Origin of the sequence: Novosphingobium sp. (assembly GCF_039595395.1) — a bacterium.
Taxonomy (GTDB): Bacteria; Pseudomonadota; Alphaproteobacteria; order Sphingomonadales; family Sphingomonadaceae; genus Novosphingobium.
This window is the reverse complement of record NZ_JBCNLP010000001.1, coordinates 1,889,174-1,908,444: the sequence shown is the minus strand read 5'-3', so window position 1 is coordinate 1,908,444 and position 19,271 is coordinate 1,889,174. Positions and strand designations below refer to the sequence as shown.

At 65.1% G+C, this 19,271-nt stretch carries 17 protein-coding genes; 13 read left to right on the top strand and 4 right to left on the bottom strand.

All coding sequences use genetic code 11. The features are described 5' to 3' along the window. Positions 1-4: 4 nt before the first annotated feature. Positions 5-967 (bottom strand): aldo/keto reductase, encoded by a 963-nt coding sequence (locus ABDW49_RS08980; RefSeq protein WP_343611300.1) that lies wholly within the window; start codon positions 965-967, stop codon positions 5-7. Between the two features lie 386 nt (positions 968-1,353). Between ABDW49_RS08980 and pncB the strand changes: the two genes are divergently transcribed. Further along, entirely contained in the window at positions 1,354-2,658 is a 1,305-nt protein-coding gene (gene pncB / locus ABDW49_RS08975) for a nicotinate phosphoribosyltransferase (RefSeq protein WP_343611299.1), read from the top strand. A 102-nt stretch (positions 2,659-2,760) separates the two neighbouring features. On the opposite strand, the gene ABDW49_RS08970 is transcribed toward pncB, so the two are convergent. Beyond that, complete coding sequence (locus ABDW49_RS08970) at positions 2,761-3,378, bottom strand: flavin reductase family protein (protein WP_343611298.1); 618 nt, start codon at positions 3,376-3,378, stop codon at positions 2,761-2,763. Between the two features lie 127 nt (positions 3,379-3,505). On the opposite strand from ABDW49_RS08970, the gene ABDW49_RS08965 reads away from it, so the two are divergent. The 4 genes from ABDW49_RS08965 to ABDW49_RS08950 all read left to right on the top strand — a co-directional run bounded on the left by ABDW49_RS08965 (position 3,506) and on the right by ABDW49_RS08950 (position 8,155). Next, entirely contained in the window at positions 3,506-5,959 is a 2,454-nt protein-coding gene (locus ABDW49_RS08965; protein ID WP_343611297.1) for an ATP-binding protein, read from the top strand. Between the two features lie 95 nt (positions 5,960-6,054). After that, complete coding sequence (locus tag ABDW49_RS08960) at positions 6,055-6,381, top strand: hypothetical protein (RefSeq protein ID WP_343611296.1); 327 nt, start codon at positions 6,055-6,057, stop codon at positions 6,379-6,381. 131 nt (positions 6,382-6,512) lie between these two features. Beyond that, positions 6,513-7,595, top strand: a complete 1,083-nt coding sequence (locus tag ABDW49_RS08955) for a hypothetical protein (RefSeq protein WP_343611294.1) — start codon at positions 6,513-6,515, stop codon at positions 7,593-7,595. Positions 7,596-7,699: 104 nt separating this feature from the next. Further along, the gene (locus ABDW49_RS08950) at positions 7,700-8,155 is read left to right on the top strand and encodes a host attachment family protein (RefSeq protein WP_343611293.1); all 456 of its coding nucleotides are present in this window, start codon (positions 7,700-7,702) and stop codon (positions 8,153-8,155) included. Between the two features lie 51 nt (positions 8,156-8,206). Here ABDW49_RS08950 and ABDW49_RS08945 read toward each other — a convergent pair whose 3' ends face one another. After that, positions 8,207-8,704, bottom strand: a complete 498-nt coding sequence (locus tag ABDW49_RS08945; RefSeq protein WP_343611291.1) for an Lrp/AsnC family transcriptional regulator — start codon at positions 8,702-8,704, stop codon at positions 8,207-8,209. 84 nt (positions 8,705-8,788) lie between these two features. On the opposite strand from ABDW49_RS08945, the gene ABDW49_RS08940 reads away from it, so the two are divergent. Genes ABDW49_RS08940 through ABDW49_RS08930 form a run of 3 tightly spaced genes read left to right on the top strand, consistent with a single transcriptional unit; the run spans position 8,789 to position 12,132 of the window. Continuing rightward, positions 8,789-9,697, top strand: a complete 909-nt coding sequence (locus ABDW49_RS08940; RefSeq protein WP_343611289.1) for a DMT family transporter — start codon at positions 8,789-8,791, stop codon at positions 9,695-9,697. A gap of 54 nt (positions 9,698-9,751) precedes the next feature. Beyond that, complete coding sequence (locus tag ABDW49_RS08935; protein WP_343611287.1) at positions 9,752-11,659, top strand: ABC-F family ATP-binding cassette domain-containing protein; 1,908 nt, start codon at positions 9,752-9,754, stop codon at positions 11,657-11,659. Beyond that, entirely contained in the window at positions 11,659-12,132 is a 474-nt protein-coding gene (locus ABDW49_RS08930) for a GreA/GreB family elongation factor (protein ID WP_343611285.1), read from the top strand. The genes ABDW49_RS08935 and ABDW49_RS08930 overlap by 1 nt, the downstream gene beginning before the upstream one ends. A gap of 6 nt (positions 12,133-12,138) precedes the next feature. Here ABDW49_RS08930 and ABDW49_RS08925 read toward each other — a convergent pair whose 3' ends face one another. Beyond that, positions 12,139-12,411, bottom strand: coding sequence for a hypothetical protein (locus ABDW49_RS08925; protein ID WP_343611284.1), 273 nt, complete (start codon positions 12,409-12,411; stop codon positions 12,139-12,141). A gap of 190 nt (positions 12,412-12,601) precedes the next feature. On the opposite strand from ABDW49_RS08925, the gene ABDW49_RS08920 reads away from it, so the two are divergent. The 5 genes from ABDW49_RS08920 (at position 12,602) to phoU (ending at position 19,213) form a co-directional block, all read left to right on the top strand. Next, positions 12,602-15,034, top strand: coding sequence for a TonB-dependent receptor (locus tag ABDW49_RS08920; protein WP_343611283.1), 2,433 nt, complete (start codon positions 12,602-12,604; stop codon positions 15,032-15,034). A 196-nt stretch (positions 15,035-15,230) separates the two neighbouring features. After that, a complete protein-coding gene (locus tag ABDW49_RS08915; protein WP_343611281.1) occupies positions 15,231-15,911 on the top strand; it encodes a Fe2+-dependent dioxygenase in 681 nt (226 codons plus the stop codon). Further along, a complete protein-coding gene (locus ABDW49_RS08910) occupies positions 15,908-16,999 on the top strand; it encodes an alpha-hydroxy acid oxidase (protein WP_343611279.1) in 1,092 nt (363 codons plus the stop codon). The genes ABDW49_RS08915 and ABDW49_RS08910 overlap by 4 nt, the downstream gene beginning before the upstream one ends. 149 nt (positions 17,000-17,148) lie before the next feature. Then, positions 17,149-18,372 carry an ATP-binding protein gene (locus ABDW49_RS08905; protein ID WP_343611278.1) on the top strand — a complete coding sequence of 408 codons (1,224 nt, stop codon included), beginning with the start codon at positions 17,149-17,151 and terminating at the stop codon, positions 18,370-18,372. Positions 18,373-18,532: 160 nt separating this feature from the next. Then, positions 18,533-19,213: a phosphate signaling complex protein PhoU gene (gene phoU, locus ABDW49_RS08900; protein WP_343611277.1), complete on the top strand. Its 681-nt coding sequence runs from the start codon at positions 18,533-18,535 to the stop codon at positions 19,211-19,213. Positions 19,214-19,271 lie beyond the last annotated feature (58 nt).

The window sequence follows — 19,271 nt, the reverse complement described above, 5'->3', positions numbered from 1 at the left end:
AGGGTCAGACAGCAACGGGCAGCGTGCTGGCCTTGTCCAGCCGCGACAGGTCATCCGGGGTCAATTCCAGCCGCAGCGCGCCCAGCAGGTCTTCCACCTGTTTTACACTGGTGGCGCTGGCGATCGGCGCGGCAATCCCCGGCTGAGCCGCGATCCAGGCCAGAGCAACCTGCGCCAGACTGGCCTCATGCGCCGCCGCCACGGCATCGAGCGCATCAAGCACGCGCGGGCCATGGCCCTCGATATATTTCCCGACAGCGCCGCCGCGCGCGCCCTTGGCATCCTCCGCCTTGCGGTATTTGCCGCTGAGATAGCCACTGGCGAGACCGTAATAGGGCGTCATGCCGATATCATGGGCGACGCAATAATCCTGCACCGCGCCTTCATAGTCGCCGCGTTCCAACAGATTGTACTGGTTCTGCAGCGCCTGATAGCGCGCCAGCCCCTGCGCCTTCTGCCCCTCGACCGCCGAGGCGAGCCGGTCGGCGGTGAAGTTGGAAGCGCCGATGGCGCGCACCTTGCCTTCTTTTACCAGACGGTCGAAGGCTTGCGCGACCTCGGCCTGATCGGTGCCCTCATCGTCGCGATGGGCCAGATAGAGGTCGATATAATCGGTGCCCAGACGCCGCAGCGATCCCTCGACCGCCTTGGCGATATGCGCGGGTGTAAGGCCCTGCACGCCATCGATGGGCAGCATGCCGACCTTGGTGGTGATGACCACATCGTCACGCCGCCCGCGTTGTTTCAGCCATGCGCCGATCACCGCTTCGGACTCGCCGCCCTTGTGGCCGTCAACCCAGGCGGAATAGACGTCGGCGGTGTCGATCACCTTGCCGCCACCCGCGACAAAGGCATCGAGCACGGCAAAGCTGGTGTCCTGATCGGCCGTCCAGCCGAAGACGTTGCCGCCAAGGATCAGCGGCGGGGTGGTGAGATCGGATCGTCCGATGCGGCGCAGTTCGGTCATGGGAGGCTCCTTTGCTGAGACGCTTGGCTCTGCCGGCAAGATAGGAAGACAGGGGGAGCCCGACCAATGAGAAGATGTCATGTCATGGCTCGACACAGCGCGATTGAAACACAGATCGCCCGCGCGCCAAACAGCGGTTGCGACCACCCGCCACTGACCATCGACCAATGGAGCTTTGCCTTGCCTTCCATGAGTTTAACCAGTCCCGGGTGGAGAGGTTGAGCGCAACGGTTGGATGCCCCTGCCCTGGCGTCGGGAGACGTTATGGGAGCGCGAGGGTGTAACACCCTCGCCCTTCTCTTCTTCCCCTTACTTTGGTCCACTGTTGTTAACCCAAACCCCGCCCGCTAGACTTCGTCCAACCCCACCCTCAGCAAGATCGCCGCATGACCGTCACCGATATTGCCAAGCGCACGTATGACCACAATTTCCGGCTCGATCCGATTGTGCGCAGCCTGCTCGACACCGATTTCTACAAGCTGCTGATGCTGCAGATGATCCGGCACATCCATCCGGAGGTGCGGGCGACCTTTTCCCTCATCAACCGCAGCAGGCATGTGCGCCTTGGCGAGATCATCGATGAGGGCGAGTTGCGCGCGCAGCTCGATCACGCCCGCACGGTGCGCTTTTCCAAGAAGGAGCTGATCTGGCTGGCGGGCAATGCCTTTTACGGCAAGCAGCAGATGTTCGCCCCCGATTTCATCGCCTGGCTCGCGGATTTCCGCCTGCCCGAGTATGAGCTGCGCAAGGCCGATGGCCAGTATGAGCTGCATTTCGACGGCCTCTGGACTCACACCACCATGTGGGAAATTCCGGCGCTGGCGATTGTCAACGAGTTGCGGTCACGCGCTGCGATGCGCGGCCGGGGGCGGTTTGCGCTGGATGTGGTCTATGCCCGCGCCAAGGCGCGGCTGTGGGAGAAGGTGGAGCGGCTGCGCAGCCTGCCCGATCTGCGCATTTCCGACTTCGGCACGCGGCGGCGCCACGGTTTTCTGTGGCAGCGCTGGTGCGTGGAGGCGCTGAAGGAAGGCCTCGGCGAGCGGTTTATCGGCACCTCCAACGTGCTGCTGGCGATGGATGCCGACCTGGAGGCCATCGGCACCAATGCCCATGAGCTGCCGATGGTGGCAGGCGCTCTGGCACGCGACGATGCCGAGCTGGCCCATGCGCCCTATCAGGTGCTGGAGGAGTGGCGCGCCCATTATAACGGCAATCTGCTGATCGCCCTGCCCGACGCTTTCGGCAGCGCGGCTTTCCTGCGCAACGCCCCGGCATGGCTGGCGGGCTGGACCGGCTTCCGCCCCGACAGCCTGCCCCCCATCGAGGCGGGCGAGCAGATCATCGCCTGGTGGCAGAAGCATGGCGTCGATCCGCGCGGCAAGCTGCTGATCCTGTCGGACGGCATGGACATCGACAGCATCGAGGAGGCCTATCGCCATTTTCACGGGCGCGTGCGGCTGAGCTTTGGCTGGGGCACCAACCTCACCAATGATTTCCGGGGCTGCGACCCGGATGGCGCGGAGGGTCTGGAGCCGATCTCGCTGGTCTGCAAGGTGACCAGCGCGAACGGCCGCCCGGCGGTGAAGCTGTCAGATAATCCGGCCAAATCCACCGGCGATCCCGCCGAGATCGCGCGCTATCTGCGCGTTTTCGGCAAGGAGGGGCAGGTTGCCCTGCCCGTCTCGGTTTAGATCAGTTGATCCGATTACATCGGGTCAACTGATCTAAGCTTTTGTTTAGACGCGTTTTCCGAATCGCCGGATGATTCCATCCGGCTTGAAAACGCTCTAGGTTCAGCGCGGGCGGTACATCTTGAACAACTGCTCCGGCGTGATCTCGAAATAATCCGCCGGGCCGCCGCCGCGCAGGATCGTGCCCGATTTCGCGGTCTGATAGACGCCATCCTCGATCAGCGCGCGGTCGATATGGATGCCCACCGCCTCGCCCATCACCAGCCATTGGTCCAGTTCACGGCCCTCCTTGGTGGTCAGGCGGATGATCTGGGTCACCTTGCATTCGAACTGCACCGGGCTGCCCGCCACGCGCGAGGGCTTGACCAGATGCGAGGGCAGTTTCTCGATCCCCGCCAGCGCGAACTCGTCAACCTCGGGTCCAACGGCGGCGCAGGAGGCATTCATCACCTCGGCCTGAGGGCGGGTGACCAGATTCCACACGAATTCGCCGGTGGCCTGCGCATTGGCCACGCTGTCCTTCCAGCCCATCGAGGAAAAGCCGATGAGCGGCGGCGTGTAGTTGAAGACGTTGAAAAAGCTGTAGGGCGCCAGATTGGCCACGCCATCCTCGCTCAGCGTGCTGATCCAGCCGATGGGGCGCGGCGCGACAATGGCGTTGAGCGGATCATGGGCCAGTCCATGGCCAAGGCGCGGCTCGTAAAAATGCTGGTCAGTCATGGGTTTCTTCCGCAAAGAGGAACAAGATCTCTGGCCAACAGATAAGGCCATCAGCGGGAAAGTGAACAGCCGATGGCCTCACGCCAGAGGATCGGCTAAACAGCGCGAAAGGGGGGAACGAGGCAGCATGAACGGATCTGACGTCACATCGCTCTCCCGCGCCGCGCTCGAAGCCGAGGTGCTGCGGCTGCGTCAGGCGCAGGAGGCGGGCGGCATCGGCCTGTTCACCATCGACCTGCGCGAGGATCTGCTGATCCCCACGCCGGAGTTTTGCCGCCTCTATGGCCTGCCGGTGGTGGACCAGTGCCCCGCCTCGCTGATCGAGGAGCGGGTGATCGAGGAAGACCGCAGCATCATCTCCAACGCGCAGTCACGCCGCGCGGGCACGATCCGGGGCGAAGCGGAGTATCGCGTGATCCGCGCCGACACTGGCGCATTGCGCTGGATCGCGCGCAAGGGCGAAACCGAATTCGATGCCGATGGCCAGCCGCTGCGCTTTATCGGCATTGCCCGCGATGTCACCGCCGAGCGTGAGGCCCGCGACGCGCTGGCCCGCAGCGAGGAGCGTTACCGCGCCCTGTTCGACGCCATCGACGATGGCTTCTGCATCATCGAATTCTTCGACGGGCCCCATGGCCCCCTGAGCGATTACATGCATGTCGAGGCCAATGCGGGCTATGAACGCCACACCGGCATCGCGGGCATCGTCGGCAAGACGCTGCGCGACATCGCTCCCGACGATGCCGATGGCTGGCTGGAGCTGTATGGCGGCGTGCTGCGCACCGGCAAGGGCGTGAGCTTCGAGCGCCATTTCGCCGAGGCCGGGCGCCATATCGAGGTTTCCGCCGCGCGGGTCGAACCGGCCAGCCGCCGTCAGGTCTCGGTGCTGTTCCGCGATATCGAGGCGCGCAAACAGGCCGAAAACGCCCTGCGCGCCAGCGAGGCCATCGCGCGCGAGAACATCCAGCGGGTGCAACTGGCGCTTTCGGCCGGGGCGATCATCGGCACATGGTTCTGGGACATTCCCGGCGACCGCTTCACGGTGGACGAGGCCTTTGCCCAGGTGTTCGGCCTCGATCCGGCGCTGGGGCGTGACGGGCTCAGCCTGGAGCAGGTGATCCTCGGCGTCCATCCCGACGACAAGCCCGGCCTGACCGAAGCGATCAGCGAGGCGATCCGCCGGGGCGGCGCCTATGCCCATCAATATCGCGTGAGCCGCGGCGACGGCCACTATCGCTGGATCGAGGCCAATGGAAGGGTCGATCTGGCGCCGGACGGCTCGCCGCTCAGCTTCCCCGGCGTGCTGCTCGATGTACAGCAGCGCCGCGCCGTGGAGGAAGAGCGCGACCGTGCCGCCGCCGCCTTGCGGGCGCTCAACGAAACGCTCGAACAGCGCGTGGCCGACCGCACCGCCGAGCTGATGCAGGCCGAGGAACGCCTGCGCCAGTCGCAGAAGATGGAGGCGGTGGGCCAGCTCACCGGCGGGCTGGCGCATGATTTCAACAATCTGCTGGCGGGCGTCTCGGGCGCGCTGGAGATGACGACGCGGCGGCTGGAGCAGGGCCGCGTGGGCGATGTGGGCAAATACACCGCCATCGCTCAGGATGCGGTGCGCCGGGCCGCCGCTCTCACCCACCGCCTGCTGGCCTTTTCACGGCGCCAGACGCTCGACCCGAAACCCACCGATGTTCAGGCGCTGGTGCAGGATATGATCGATCTGGTGCAGCGCACGGTGGGGCCCGCCATCGCCATCGAGACCCGCGTCGGGCCCGATCTGTGGCCCACGCTGGTCGACCAGAGCCAGCTTGAGAATGCCTTGCTCAACCTGTGCCTCAACGCACGCGATGCCATGCCCCATGGCGGACACATTCTGATCGAGACGGCCAATGTGTCGCTCGACGGGCCTGAGGCGCGCGCGCTCGATCTGCCGCCGGGCGACTATCTTGCGCTGCGCGTCACCGACGATGGCGTGGGCATGAGCGAGGACACGATCGCCAAGGCCTTCGACCCCTTTTTCACCACCAAGCCGCTGGGGCAAGGCACCGGGCTTGGCCTGTCGATGATCTATGGCTTTGCCACGCAATCGGGCGGGCAGGTGCGGATCGCCTCGCAGCCGGATGAGGGCACCACGGTGACCCTGCATCTGCCCCGCCATGCCGAGGCCCTGCCCGACACGGCCGGCGAAACCGCCAAGGGCGCCCTGCCCGTGCCTCAGGGCGAGACGGTGCTGGTGGTCGATGACGAGGCCAGCGTGCGCCTGCTGATCGTCGATGCGCTCGAAGACATGGGCTATCGCGTGATCGATGCCGAGGATGGCGCTTCGGGCCTGAAGCTGCTGCAATCGGAGGAGCGGATCGACCTGCTGGTCAGCGATGTCGGCCTGCCCGGCGGGATGAACGGTCGCCAGATGGCCGAGGCCGGGCGGCAGTTGCGCCCCGACCTGAAAGTGCTGTTCATCACCGGCTATGCCGAGCATTCGGTGATCGGCGATGACCGGCTGGAAACCGGCATGCAGGTGCTGACCAAACCTTTCGCGGTGGAGGCGCTGGGCGCCCGGATCCGGACCATGATCGAGGGCTGATCGCCTCCATCAGGGGGCAGCGTAAAAAAATACCGAAATGGTGGATCTTTTTCAGCGCCGAGTCGTTTCATATGAGCGATGAAAGGAGTTGAACCATGACGGTGCTGACAAACTTCTCGGAAAAAGCCCATTCTGACAGCAATGTTTCGGAACTTGCCCTCGCACCCAGAACCAGCCCGGTCAGCGATGAGCTGCGCGCGCTGACCCATCTTGTCGAAGATGCCTGCCCCTGCCCCATGCAGGTCAGCTTCACCTTCGGTCAGGAACTGAAGATCTCCATCGATGTGCGCACCCTCGAGGAAGTGAACATGGTGGAAACCACCCTGCCCCGCCTGGCGGGCGGGCTGTTTGACAACATCTGCCGCAGCGCCATCCCGCATCACGCTTTTCTCAAGCGGGTGAGCGCAACGGTTCACAAATAACCCCAGCCCGCTCCGGCAGGGGGAACGAGAAGGCTGCACCTCGGCCGATGAAGGGCCGATGCGCGAAAGCTTTACGCCATGTGCGGTAGCGCGCTATCGCTCAGCGCAGCCTCTTGCCGGAGATCCCCTTGATGCCCCTCGCTTTTCCCTCTCGCCTGCTGGCTTTGTCCGCCTGCCTGATCGCGGCCGGCCCGGCGATGGCCGAGCAGGTCTATGAAGGCACCGTCGGCAGCGCCCGCATCGTTCTGGCGCTCGATGACGACGGGAAGGGCGGGGTCAGCGGCCATTACTTCTACCATGCCACAAGGCTGGACATCGACCTGACCGGCACGCATCAGGGCACGGCGCTCACGCTGGCCTCCGAAATCACCGGCGATCATCTGGCGCTGACGCAGAGCGGCGCAGGCCTTGCGGGAACGCTGACCACCGCCAAGGGCAGCGCCCTGCCCATCCATCTGCATAGCGCCGCCGCGCCGCACGACCTGCCCGCCGATCTGCCGCCCAAGCTGGGCCTTTACGAGACGTTGCAGCTCTCCGGCCTGTCACTGGCGCCGCAGCAGAGCGTCAGCCTCAACGGCAAGACCATCCGCTGGTATCGCGAGGGCCTGACGGGGCTGCGCCTCTTCCGCCTCGAAAGCGGCTATCCGGCACCCGCCATGGCGGCGATCAACCATGCGCTGACCCGCCAGCAATGGAGCGAGGTCTCGGCCTTTCTGGGCTGCACCGGCAGCGATGGCCACCCCGGCAGCGAGATGTCCAAGGCCGACACGCCATGGCTGGGCGCCCATGCGATGAGCTACACATGGAGCTCAAGTTGGAGCTGCGCCCGCGCCGCGCATCCTGACTTCGGCACAGAGGGCCACAGCTTCGACACGGTGACCGGACGCGAACTAACGCTGGATGGCGTACTGCCCTTCGGCAAGGGCCCCATCCCCAGGGCGGATAGCGATGCCTGGTACAGCTACCGCGACAAAGTCTTCGCTCCGGGCCTGATCGCCCTGCTGCGCCGCTATCACCCGCAAGAGATGAAACCCCCAAAAGCTGGCGACGAGGATGATTGCGACTACACGCAGACCGATGTCTGGAATTTTCCCGCCTGGTCGCTGGGGCCCAAGGGTCTGTGGGTCGGCGCGATCTTCCCGCGTGTGATGCGCCCTTGCGACAGTCCCGACTGGGCGATCATTCCATGGTCGGCGCTCAAACGGCAGCCATAAAGCCCATCCTGCGGGGACTTGTGGCCGATACGCGCCGGGCAGCCGCGCCCGGTGGACCCAAGCCCCGGCCCCAGCCCTTCCCTCCTGCACAGAGGAGAGAAGGAATGAACATTTCCCACGATGCACTGATCCTGGTGGCCGATGGCCGCAAGCGGCTGTTGCTGCGCAATGGCGGCAGCGCCGAAGAAATCGCCCTGCGCGTCGAGGAGCATCAGACTCACGACAGCCCCGCCGACCGCGACCAGAAAAGCGATGCCGCAGGCGCTGCCTCCTCGACGCAGGGCGGCGGCACCTTCGCCCCCTCACGCGGGACGATGGGCGAGACCGACTTCCACCAGCAGGAGGAAGACCGTTTCGCCATCCAGACCGCCGATCTGGTGAACCGCATGGCGCTGGAATCCGCCTTCGAGACACTGATCGTGGTGGCCCCGCCGCAGGTGCTGGGCACGCTGCGCAAGCATTACCATGGTGAGGTCAAGGCACGCCTGGTGGGCGAGTTGAACAAGGACCTCACCTCCATGCCCGTGCCCGATATCGAACAGGCACTGCTGGCGGCCTGACCTGCCGCGCAGGGCGCAGGGCGAAGTTGCCTGGGCCCTGCGCCCTGCGCCTTACAGCGGCTCGCCCTCGCGCAGGTGCCCCTCGCGCAGATGACGGGGCCGAACGATCTCGCGCAGCGTGACCAGCGTTTCGAAATCGCGGACATTCTCGTCGGCGGCCAGCACTTCATCGGAGAAACGCTGATAGGCCTCGATCGAGGGGACGGTGACCGTCAGCAGGAAATCGGTGCGCCCGGTGACGTTCCACGCGCCGATCACCTCCTCGCGCCCGGCGAGGCGTGCGGCAAAGGCCTGCTCCACCCGCAAACCGCTCTGCTTCAACTCCACCAGCACATGGATCAGGATGGCCGGCGCCAGCCGCGACGGGTCGATCACCGCGATATCCGCCATGATCACCCCGGTGGCGCGCAGCCGCCGCAAACGGCGCAACACCGCGCTTTCCGACAGCCCGACCTGCGTGGCGATAAGGCGTGCGGGTTCCAGATTGTTGCGGCGTACAATGGCGATGATTCGCCGGTCAAAATGATCGAGATCGACAGGTTCCGCCATTTCAGCTTCCCAAAATGATGAATTCCGTCACCTGATGCATGATTTCGCCGACCTTCGCCAGCGCAGCATTGCTATGAGGAGGACATGACCACGCTTTCCGCCTCTTCCCCCAGCAGCTCCCTGTCGCGCGCCTTGCCCTATCTGGCGCTGTGCGGTTCGATCGCCTCCTTTTGCGTGGGCACATCCTTCGGCAAAAGCCTGTTTCCGCTGGTGGGAGCACAGGGCACGGTCAGCTACCGCGTGGGCTTTGCCGCGCTGATCCTGCTGGCGATCTGGCGGCCTTGGCGCCAGAAAATCAGCCGCGCCGACCTGCTGGCCACCATGCGCTATGGCGCGGTGCTGGGGCTGATGAACTTCTGTTTTTATATGGCGCTGCGCAGCATTCCGCTGGGTCTGGCCATCGCCATCGAGTTTCTCGGGCCGCTGACCGTCTCGCTGCTGCATGCGCGGCGGCTGGCGCATATCGCCATGGTGGCGCTGGCGGCGGCGGGTCTGGCCCTGCTGCTGCCCCTGCGCCAGATGAACCATGCGCTGGACTGGACGGGCGTGATCTATGCCCTGTGCGCGGGCGTGTTCTGGGGCCTCTACATCGTCTTCGGCAAGAAAACGAGCCATCTGCCCGGCGGACAGACCGTGGCGCTGGGCATGGCCACGGCGGCGCTGGTGGTGGTGCCGATCGGCGTCCACGATGTCGGCGCGGCTTTGCTCACGCCCTCGCTGATGGCGAGCGGCGTGGTGGTGGCCATGCTGTCGAGCGCGCTGCCCTATTCGCTGGAAATGATCGCGCTCAAGAGCATTCCCGAGAACCGTCTGGGCATCCTGCTGAGCGTCGAGCCCGCAGCGGGCGCGCTGGCCGGGGCGCTGATCCTTGGCGAGCATCTGACCCCGCTGCAGCTTCTGGCGATTGCTCTGGTGGTGGCTGCCTCGGTGGGCAGTGTGCTGATGGGCGACAAGGTGCCCGAACATGCCAAATGCGTGGGTGACCCGCTTTAAGATGGGTTTTCGCTAGGGCTTTTGATTTGGGCACTCTGCTGCTAGGCGCGGCCCATGCTTAATCTGACGGGAATCACGGTCCGCCTGGGCGGACGCACCATCATCGACGACGCCGGGGCCAAACTGCCGCCGCGCGGGCGCATCGGCCTGATCGGTCGCAATGGCGCGGGCAAATCGACGCTGGTGCGCGTGATTGCCGGCATGCTGGAACCTGACGCGGGTTCCGTCAGCATGCCGCGCGGCGCTCGTCTGGGCTATATCGCTCAGGAAGCGCCGGGCGGCGACGCCACGCCTTTCGAGACCGTGCTGGCCGCCGACACCGAGCGCGCCGAGCTGATGGCCATCGCCGAAGCCGAGGACAATCACGACGACCTCCACCGCCTGGGCGAGATCCACGAGCGGCTGATCGCCATCGACGCGCATACCGCGCCCTCGCGCGCCTCGCGCATTCTGGCGGGTCTGGGTTTCGATGAAGAGGCGCAGCACCGTCCGCTGGAAAGCTTCTCCGGTGGCTGGCGGATGCGTGTGGCGCTGGCCGCGCTGCTGTTCTCGCAGCCCGATCTGCTGCTGCTCGACGAACCTTCAAACCACCTCGATCTGGAAGCCGTGCTGTGGCTGGAGGATTTCCTCAAATCCTATCCCGCGACCATCCTGCTGGTCAGCCATGAGCGCGACTTCCTCAACAATGTGGTCGATCACATCCTGCATCTCTCGGGCGGCAAGCTGACGCTGTACCCCGGCGGCTACGACGCTTTCGAGCGCCAGCGCGCCGAACGGCAGGCCCAGATCGCCTCGGCCCGCGTCAAGCAGCAGGCCGAGCGTGAGCGCCTGCAGGATTACATCGCCCGCAATTCGGCGCGTGCCTCCACCGCCAAGCAGGCGCAGTCGCGCCAGAAGGCCCTCTCCAAGCTGCAGCCCATCGCCGAGATGATCGACGATCCCTCGCTCAGCTTCAACTTCCCCAATCCGGACGAGCTGCGCCCGCCACTGATCACGCTGGACCTCGCCTCGGTGGGCTATGGCGACAAGACGATCCTGAGCCGCCTCAACCTGCGCATCGATCCCGATGAGCGCATGGCCCTGCTGGGCCGCAACGGCAACGGCAAGACCACGCTGGCGCGCCTGCTGGCGGCGCAACTGACGCCGATGGATGGCGCGATGAACGCCAGCGGCAAGATGCGCGTGGGCTATTTCACCCAGTATCAGGTGGAAGAGCTGGACCGCGACGAGACCCCGCTGCAGCATATGACCGCGCTGATGAAGGGCGCCACGCCCGGCGCGGTGCGCGGGCAGCTGGGCCGTTTCGGCTTCTCGGGCGACAAGGCCACCACGCAAGTCGGTCGCCTGTCGGGCGGTGAGCGCGCGCGTCTGGCTCTGGCGCTGATCACCCGCGATGCGCCGCATATGCTGATCCTCGACGAACCGACCAACCACTTGGACGTCGACGCGCGCGAGGCGCTGATCCAGGCGCTCAACGCTTACACCGGCGCGGTGGTGATCGTCAGCCATGACCGCCACATGCTGGAAATGACCGCCGACCGTCTGGTGCTGGTGGACAAGGGCACCGGCAAGGATTTCGACGGCTCGATCGAGGATTACATCGCCTTCGTGCTGGCCAAGGAGCCTTCGAAGGAGGGCAGTTCCGCCTCCAAGGGCATGAACAAGAAGGACCAGCGCCGCGCCGCCGCCGAGGCCCGCGAAAAGAGCCAGGAGCTGCGCAAGCAGGCCAAGAAGCTTGAGAGCGAAGTCGAGAAGCTGACCAACACCCGCAACGCCATCGACAAGGCGATGTTCGACCCCTCGACCGCCGAAAAGCACCTCACCAAGCTGACCATGACCGAGCTGATGAAGCGCCGCGCCGAAACGGACGACGCCATCGAAAAGGCCGAAGCGGCGTGGATGGAGGCCAGCGAGGCGGTGGATACCTTTATGGCGCTGGCCTTGTCGGCGTCTCAGGCCTGATGAGCGTCGCCTTCCGCCGCGACGGCGATGACGAGCATCTGGAACCCAAGTTCGAGATCCCCATCCCGCCCGGCCCCAATCTGGTGACGGCGCGCGGGCTGGCGCTGATCGGCGAGAAGCTGGCGGCGCTGGAGGTGGAACTGGCCGCCAAACTGGCTGACGCCGGCGAAGAAGCGCAGATCAATGCGGTCAAACGCCAGCTGCGCTACTGGACCACCCGGCAGATCACCGCCGAACTGGTGCCCGCGCCCGATGGCAGCGTGGTGGCCATCGGCACGCGGGTGAGTTTCACGCTGAACGGCAAGCGCCGCGATCTGGCCATCGTGGGCGATGACGAGGCCGATCCGGCGCAGGGCAGCATCGCCTTTTCAGCGCCTCTGGCCCGCGCGCTGATCGGCGGCGAAGAAGGCGAGTTCCTGCCCTTCAACGGCAAGGAAGACGCCCTGGAAGTGCTTGAGATCGCGGTGATCTGAGGCGACTTAACCCTCTGCTTCGCCCTGCTGGGCGCGCTCCATCATCTCCATAAAGTCGCGGGCCGTGTCGCGGTCCGCCGGATCCTTGAAGGCCACGTCCAGATCGGGCGCGGCCCCCAGCATGGTGAGCAGCGCCCAGAGCGCAAAGCGGCGCCCGCGATCCTCTTCCATCCCCAGATCGACCTGCATCTTCTCGATGCCCGATTCGAGCGCGCCTTGCGGCACCTGCGACAGGTCGGTGGTGGCGAAATAGCGGCGCAATTGATCGTCGAAATCCATGCCAGCGGCCTAACACATCATACCGCCAGGCGCATAAACGAATTTCACCGGACTGCGAATGAGTTGCAAAAGCTTAAATTCCACGATACATTAGGTGATAGTCGGATACATGATCGCTAATGAGAATCATTATTGACTGACCGGGCAAATGCCCCTAGGTCGCCCCCAACCATCCAAACAGGGGGAAATCATGAGCAAACTCTCCAGCCCATCGCGCGTCCGGGCCTCGCTGGCGCTGTCCTGCGTCAGCACCGCGATCCTGCCCTTCACCGCCGCCGCCCTCCACGCGCAGGACAGCAAGCAGGGTGAAGAGCGTTCGCTCGGCGGCGTCACCGTGTCGGACACGGCGATCGACGATGTGGAACTGGGTCGCCGTCAGGCCTCCCCCAAGGCGCTGCGCCCCCTGCGCGACACGCCCCAGACCGTCACCGTCCTCTCGCGCGAGGTGATGCAGCAGCAGAACATCGTCTCGCTGCAGGAGGCCCTCTCCACCGTGCCGGGCATCACCTTCGGCGCGGGCGAAGGCGGCAGCGGCTATGGCGACAGCATCACCCTGCGCGGCTACACCGCCAGCAACGACATTCAGGTCGATAATGTGCGCAGCAGCGCGCAATACACCCGCTCGGACAATTTCAACGTCCAGCAGATCGAGGTGACCAATGGCGCCAGCTCGGTCGTCAATGGCTCGGGCTCGGTCGGCGGCAACATCAACCTCGTCAGCAAGCGCCCGACCGACAAGGACCAGACGCTGGTGCAGGGCGTCGTCGGCACCGCCAACTATTATCGCGGCACGATCGATGCCAGCCATCACCTGTCGGAGACCGTGGCCGTGCGCCTGAACGGCATGGTCCACCACAATGACATTCCAGGCCGTCAGGTCGAAAAGAACGACCGCTGGGGCATCGCGCCCTCGGTCACCATCGGCATGGGCACCCCCACCCGCCTGACGCTGATGTATGTCCATCAGGAAGACCGCAACATCCCGCAATATGGCCTGCCTTATTTCGCCAACAATGCGGCGGGCACCAACGGCTACACCGGCGTGCTGCCGGGCGTGGACCGCAGCGCCTATTACGGCTTCAGGAATTACGACACGCAGCGCATCAACTCGAACCAGATCACCAGCATCTTCGAGCATGACATCAGCAGCAAGGTGAAGCTGCGCAACCTGATGCGTTACGATCAGGTGTCCCAGTTCTCGCGTTCGGACGGTCCGGAAGGCACCTTCTGCATGCCCAATGGCCTGACCCCGGTGGGTCTGGCCTGCGCCACGGGGCAGGCACGCGGCACCTTCGTGCCCAGCGGCGGCTCGCGCGGCAACACCCGCGATACGCAGAACCGGATGTTCTATGAGCAGGCCGACCTTTCGGCCACCGTCAACACCGGCGGCATCGAGCATACGCTGGACGCGGGGCTTCAGGTCTCCAAGGAGTATTACAACCTCTCCTCGGGCAATTCGCAGCGCAATGCCGATGGCAGCACAGTGACGATCCCGGCCTATGATCTGTTCAATCCGAACAATGGCAACACCTACACCGGCCCGGTCAACTTCATCGTCGGCAGCAAGAGCCGCAACGATATCGAGGACTATGCCCTCTATCTGTTCGATGCCGCCAAGTTCGGCAGCCATTTCGAGCTGAACGGCGGCGTGCGCATCGACCGCAACATCGGCCACTCCACCGCCTATACGCTGGCCACCGCCGCCGGCGCCGCTCCCGCCACCGCCAATCTGGTGACGCCGGGCTCGGCCGTCACGCTGGGTCAGGCGACCACGCTGACCACGCTGCGCAATGCCGCCACCATGTTCTCATGGCGCATCGGCGCGGTCTACAAGCCGATCGACGCGGTCAGCGCCTATATCGCCTATGGCAATTCCAAGACGCCTTCGCAGAACACCGTCAACGGCGCCTGCACGGTTTCGACCAGCACCACCACGACATCGACCTGCAATACCGCCCCGGAAACCGCCAAGAACTACGAGATCGGCGTCAAGGCCGAGCTGGTGAAGGGCCTGCTGCTAACCGCCGCCGTGTTCCGCAACGAGCGCAACGCCTACAAGGTCGTCTCGGGCGATCCGCTGGTGCCGGACCAGACCAACCAGGGCAAGTCGCGCGTCAACGGCGTGGCGCTGGGCGCCAGCGGCAACATCACCGACCGCTGGCAGGTCACCGCCAACTACACCTATCTGGACAGCAAGCTGATCCGTTCGGTCTCGGCCCAGTGCCTTGCCAATCCGGGCACGGGCACCTGCACCAACACGGTGGCCTATCCCAACCCCGGCGGCGGTTCGGAACTGGTGCAGACGCCCAAGCATTCCGGCAGCATCTTCACCACCTATCGCTTCCCCTTCGGCCTGATGGTCGGTTACGGCGCGACCTATCAGGGCAGCTTCGCGCTGAACACGCCCGGAACCACGCTGGCGTCGCAGACGGTCTATCGCTCGCAGTCCTATGTGGTTCACAATGCGACGATTTCCTATGACATCACCAAGCGTCTGAACGCGCAGATCAACGTCAAGAACATCGGCGACAAGCTCTATTACACCCGCATCCGTGCCAACAATGGCTGGGCCACGCCGGGTGATGCCCGCTCGGCCACGCTGACGGTGTCGTACAAGCTGTAAAGGGGCCGCCTTCGGGCTGACCTCAAAGCCTTGAGGGCCGGGTGTGGAGAAAGCCCCTCTCCGCGCCCGGCCCTCTTCGCGTTCTTGCCTTATGGCGAGCGAAACCGCACAAGACGTTTCTGATTTGCGTTAGCGCATTTTATGTCCGCCATCATGGGCTTAAAGAGCCGCCATCACCTCTGCGAAAGAACGCCCAATGCTGCTGCACATCCCCTCCCTGCTGAGCGCCGACGACCTGCAACAGGCCCGCGCCCTGCTGGAGGATGCCCAATGGCAGGATGGCCGCAGCACCGCCGGCCATCGCGCCCAGGGGGTGAAACGCAACCAGCAACTGCCCATCGACAGCCCTGCCGCCCAGCAACTGGGCGCCCTGATCGCGGGCCGTCTGATGCAGAGCCCCGCCTTCCTCTCCGCTGCCCTGCCCCTGCGCATGGTGCCGCCCCGCTTCAACCGCTATGAGGGCGAAGGCGAGTATGGCAACCATGTCGACAATGCCATCTTCCCGATCCCCGGCACGGCGCAAAGCGTGCGCACCGATTGCTCGATGACCGTCTTCCTGAGCGATCCCGAGGAGTATGACGGCGGCGAACTCATCATTCAGGACACCTTCGGCCAGCAGGAGGTGAAGCTGCCCGCAGGCGATGCCGTGCTTTACCCCGGCACCAGCCTGCACCGCGTGACGCCAGTAACGCGCGGTGCCCGCCTCGCCTCCTTCCTCTGGGTGCAGAGCCTGGTGCCACAGGACCATCGGCGGCGGCTGCTCTACGATCTCGACCAGTCGATCCAGGCCCTGTCCGCCGATCATCCCGATCATGAGAGCGTCGACAACCTGACCAATGTCTATCACAATTTGCTGCGCGAATGGTCGCTGACATGAACGCCCTGCCCGAGGATATCCATACTCTCGCCGATTACGAAAGGCATGCCGCCAACCGCCTGCCGCCCGCCATCTGGGGCCATATTCAGGAGGGCAGCGGCTTTCACGGCGCGCCCGACAACGACCGCATCGCGCTCGACCGCCTGAAGCTGCTGCCCCGCCGCCTCACCGATCTGCGCGGCGGCTCGACCGCGATCGAGCTGTTCGGCCAGCATCACGCCACGCCGATCCTGCTGGCGCCGGTCGCCTATCAGCAATTGGCCCATCCCGAAGGCGAACTGGCCACGGTGCGCGCCGCCACCGCCATGGGCATCGCGATGGTGCTCAGCATGCTGTCGAGCATCACGTTGGAAGAGGTGGCCCATGCCGCGCAGGATGCCGCGCGACAATTGGCCAAACCCGCCCTGCCGCACTGGTTCCAGCTTTACGCCCAGCCTGACCGGGAGGCCACGCTGACACTGGTCCGCCGCGCCGAGGATGCGGGCTATCAGGCCATCGCTTTCACCGTCGATGCGGCGGTCAAACGCGCGGGCTTCCCCCTGCCTCCCGGCGTCGAGGCGGCCAACCTGCGCGGCTTTCCCACGCAGCAGCAGATCACCGCGCATGACGCGATCCTCTTCGGCACGCCGCTCACCGAGCATGCCCCCCGCTGGGAGGATCTGGCGTGGCTACGCGCACAAACCACCTTGCCCCTGCTGGTCAAAGGCCTCGCCGCGCCCGAGGATGCGCGCCGCGCTGCCGACACAGGCGCCGATGCCGTGGTGATCTCGCATCACGGCGGGCGGGTGCTGCCCGGCATGCCCTCGGCGTTGGAGCTGATCGCGCCGGTGCGCGATGCTGTCGGGCCCGATTTGCCGCTGCTGGTCGATGGCGGGCTGCGCTCGGGCACGGATATCGCCAAGGCGCTGGCGCTGGGGGCTCAGGCGGTGCTGGTGGGCCGGCCGCAGATGCATGCGCTGGCGGTCGGCGGCTTTACGGGCGTCGCCCATATGCTGCACATCCTGCGCGCCGAGCTGGAGCTGGCCATGGCGCAACTGGGTTGCCCGCAAGTGTCCGCGCTCGGCAGCCAGCATCTTTTCAGGCCCTGATTTTGCGGGCCTGATTCCTCCCCAATCGCGGTCGGGGCAGAGATTGACATGGCCGTGTCACACACAGAATACATGACGCCCTTTCGCGATCATGGCCATCGGGGCCGACTGCGCAACATTGGAAGGCCCCCCGGCGCATGAGCGGACAGATGAGCGGACAGCGGCAGATCCCCTGGACGGGCATGGTGCTGGCCCTGGTGACCATGCTGGCGATGGTCGTGGCCAGCGTCTCGCTGGTGCTGGTGCTGGTGGTCACGGCGATCTGGCTGTTCACCCTGTGGCTCGGCCGCCCGCCCGCCGAAGACCCCGAGCCGATCCGTCCGCCGCTCTCCGAACGCCCCGATCTGGACGCCATCGCCCGCAATGCGATGGAGGCGACCGTCGAATCGCTGAGCATCCCGATGATCCTCACCGACGAGACCCGCATCCGCGCCGCCAATGCCGCCGCGCGCGCCGTGCTGGGCAAGCATCTGGTGGGGCAGGACACGCGCATCGCCCTGCGCCATCCCGACGCCATTCGCCTGCTCGATCAGCCCGATGGCGCGACGGTGACCGTGCCTGCCCTCACCGTCAGCGACAGCGTGTGGCATCTCACGCGCCACGGCATCGATGGCAGTTATCGCGTGATCGAGATGCGCGACCGGACCGCCGAGGCCGATGTCAGCCGCGCCCATACCGATTTCGTCGCCAATGCCGGGCATGAGCTGCGCACCCCGCTCTCCTCGATCATCGGCTATGTCGAGACGCTGAGCGATGCGGGCGACAAGGTCGATGGCGCGCTGACCCAGCGCTTCCTGGGCACCGTGCTGCGCGAGGCGCGGCGCATGCAGACGCTGCTGACCGACCTGATGTCGCTCTCGCAACTGGAGGCTGAAAAGCACGATCTGCCCGCGACGCTTATCGAGCTGCCGCAACTGGCCCAGCGCGTGGTCAGTGAATTTGGCCCCACACCGGGGGGGGCAATCCGCGTGCAGTTCGACAAGCAGAGCGAGCTGCCGGAAGGCACCGCGCCGCCGACCGTGCGCGGCGATGTCAAACAGCTTGAGCAATTGCTGCGCAACTTCATCGACAATGCGTTGAAATATGGCGATGGCGAAACCCCGGTGCGCGTCGCGCTGAAGCCCGCTCCGCGCAACATGACCGAACTGAGCGTCACCGACAGCGGCGCGGGAATCGCGCCCGAGCACCTCCCCCACCTCACCCGCCGTTTCTATCGCACCGATCCGGGCCGCAGCCGCGCGGCGGGCGGCACCGGGCTGGGGCTGGCGATCTGCAAGCATATCGTCGAGCGCCATCGCGGGCGGCTCGATATCGCCAGCAAGCTGGGGGTGGGCACGACCGTCAGCGTTCGCCTCCCGCTCGCTTCGGACTGACACGTACAAGACGAAAAATTACAAAACGTCACAACACTGTCATCATTTTTCGGCACGGATGCAACCATCGAAGCGGGGCCGCGCAGGCTTTGTTACTTTTTTGTGACATAGCTGGACGCACGGTTTAAGGCCGTCGTTTTGGTCAGAGTGAGGTTGCACGGTGGTTGAGCATACGGTCAAGGCGTTTGATGAAGACATTACCCGTCTGCGCGGTCTGATTGCGGAAATGGGCGGTTTGGCCGAAGTGGCGATCAGCGAGGCGATGACCGCGCTGGTCAAGGGCTCCACCACGCTGGCCGACGCCGTGATCGCCCGCGACAAGAAGATCGATGCCCTCGAAGCCCAGGTCGACAAGCTGGCGGTCCGCGTGATCGCCCTGCGCGCGCCCATGGCCGACGACCTGCGCGAGGTGATTGCCGCGCTGAAGATCGCGGGCATTCTGGAACGCATCGGCGACTATGCCAAGAACATCGCGCGGCGCACCAGCCGCATCACCGACCGCGACCGCTTCGGCCCCTTCCCGCTGATCCCCGCCATGGCCGAGATCGCGGGCGAAATGGTTCATGACGTGCTGACGGCCTATGCCGCGCGCGATCCCAACCTGGCCACCGAGATCGTCGAGCGCGACGCCAAGGTCGACGCCTTTTACGACAGCATTTTCCGCAATCTGGTCAGCCATATGGTTGAAAAGCCCGAAAGCGTGGGCACGGCGGCGCATCTGCTGTTCGTGGCCCGCAATCTGGAACGCATCGGCGACCACGCCACCAATCTTGCCGAACAGGTCTATTTCGCCGCCACCGCCGACTATCTGGGCGATCGCGGCGAACGACCTGAAAATTAAGACAGTTTTTATTGCCGCATCGTTCTTGCGAAAACCGGTTCTCACGTTTTCGCACGAT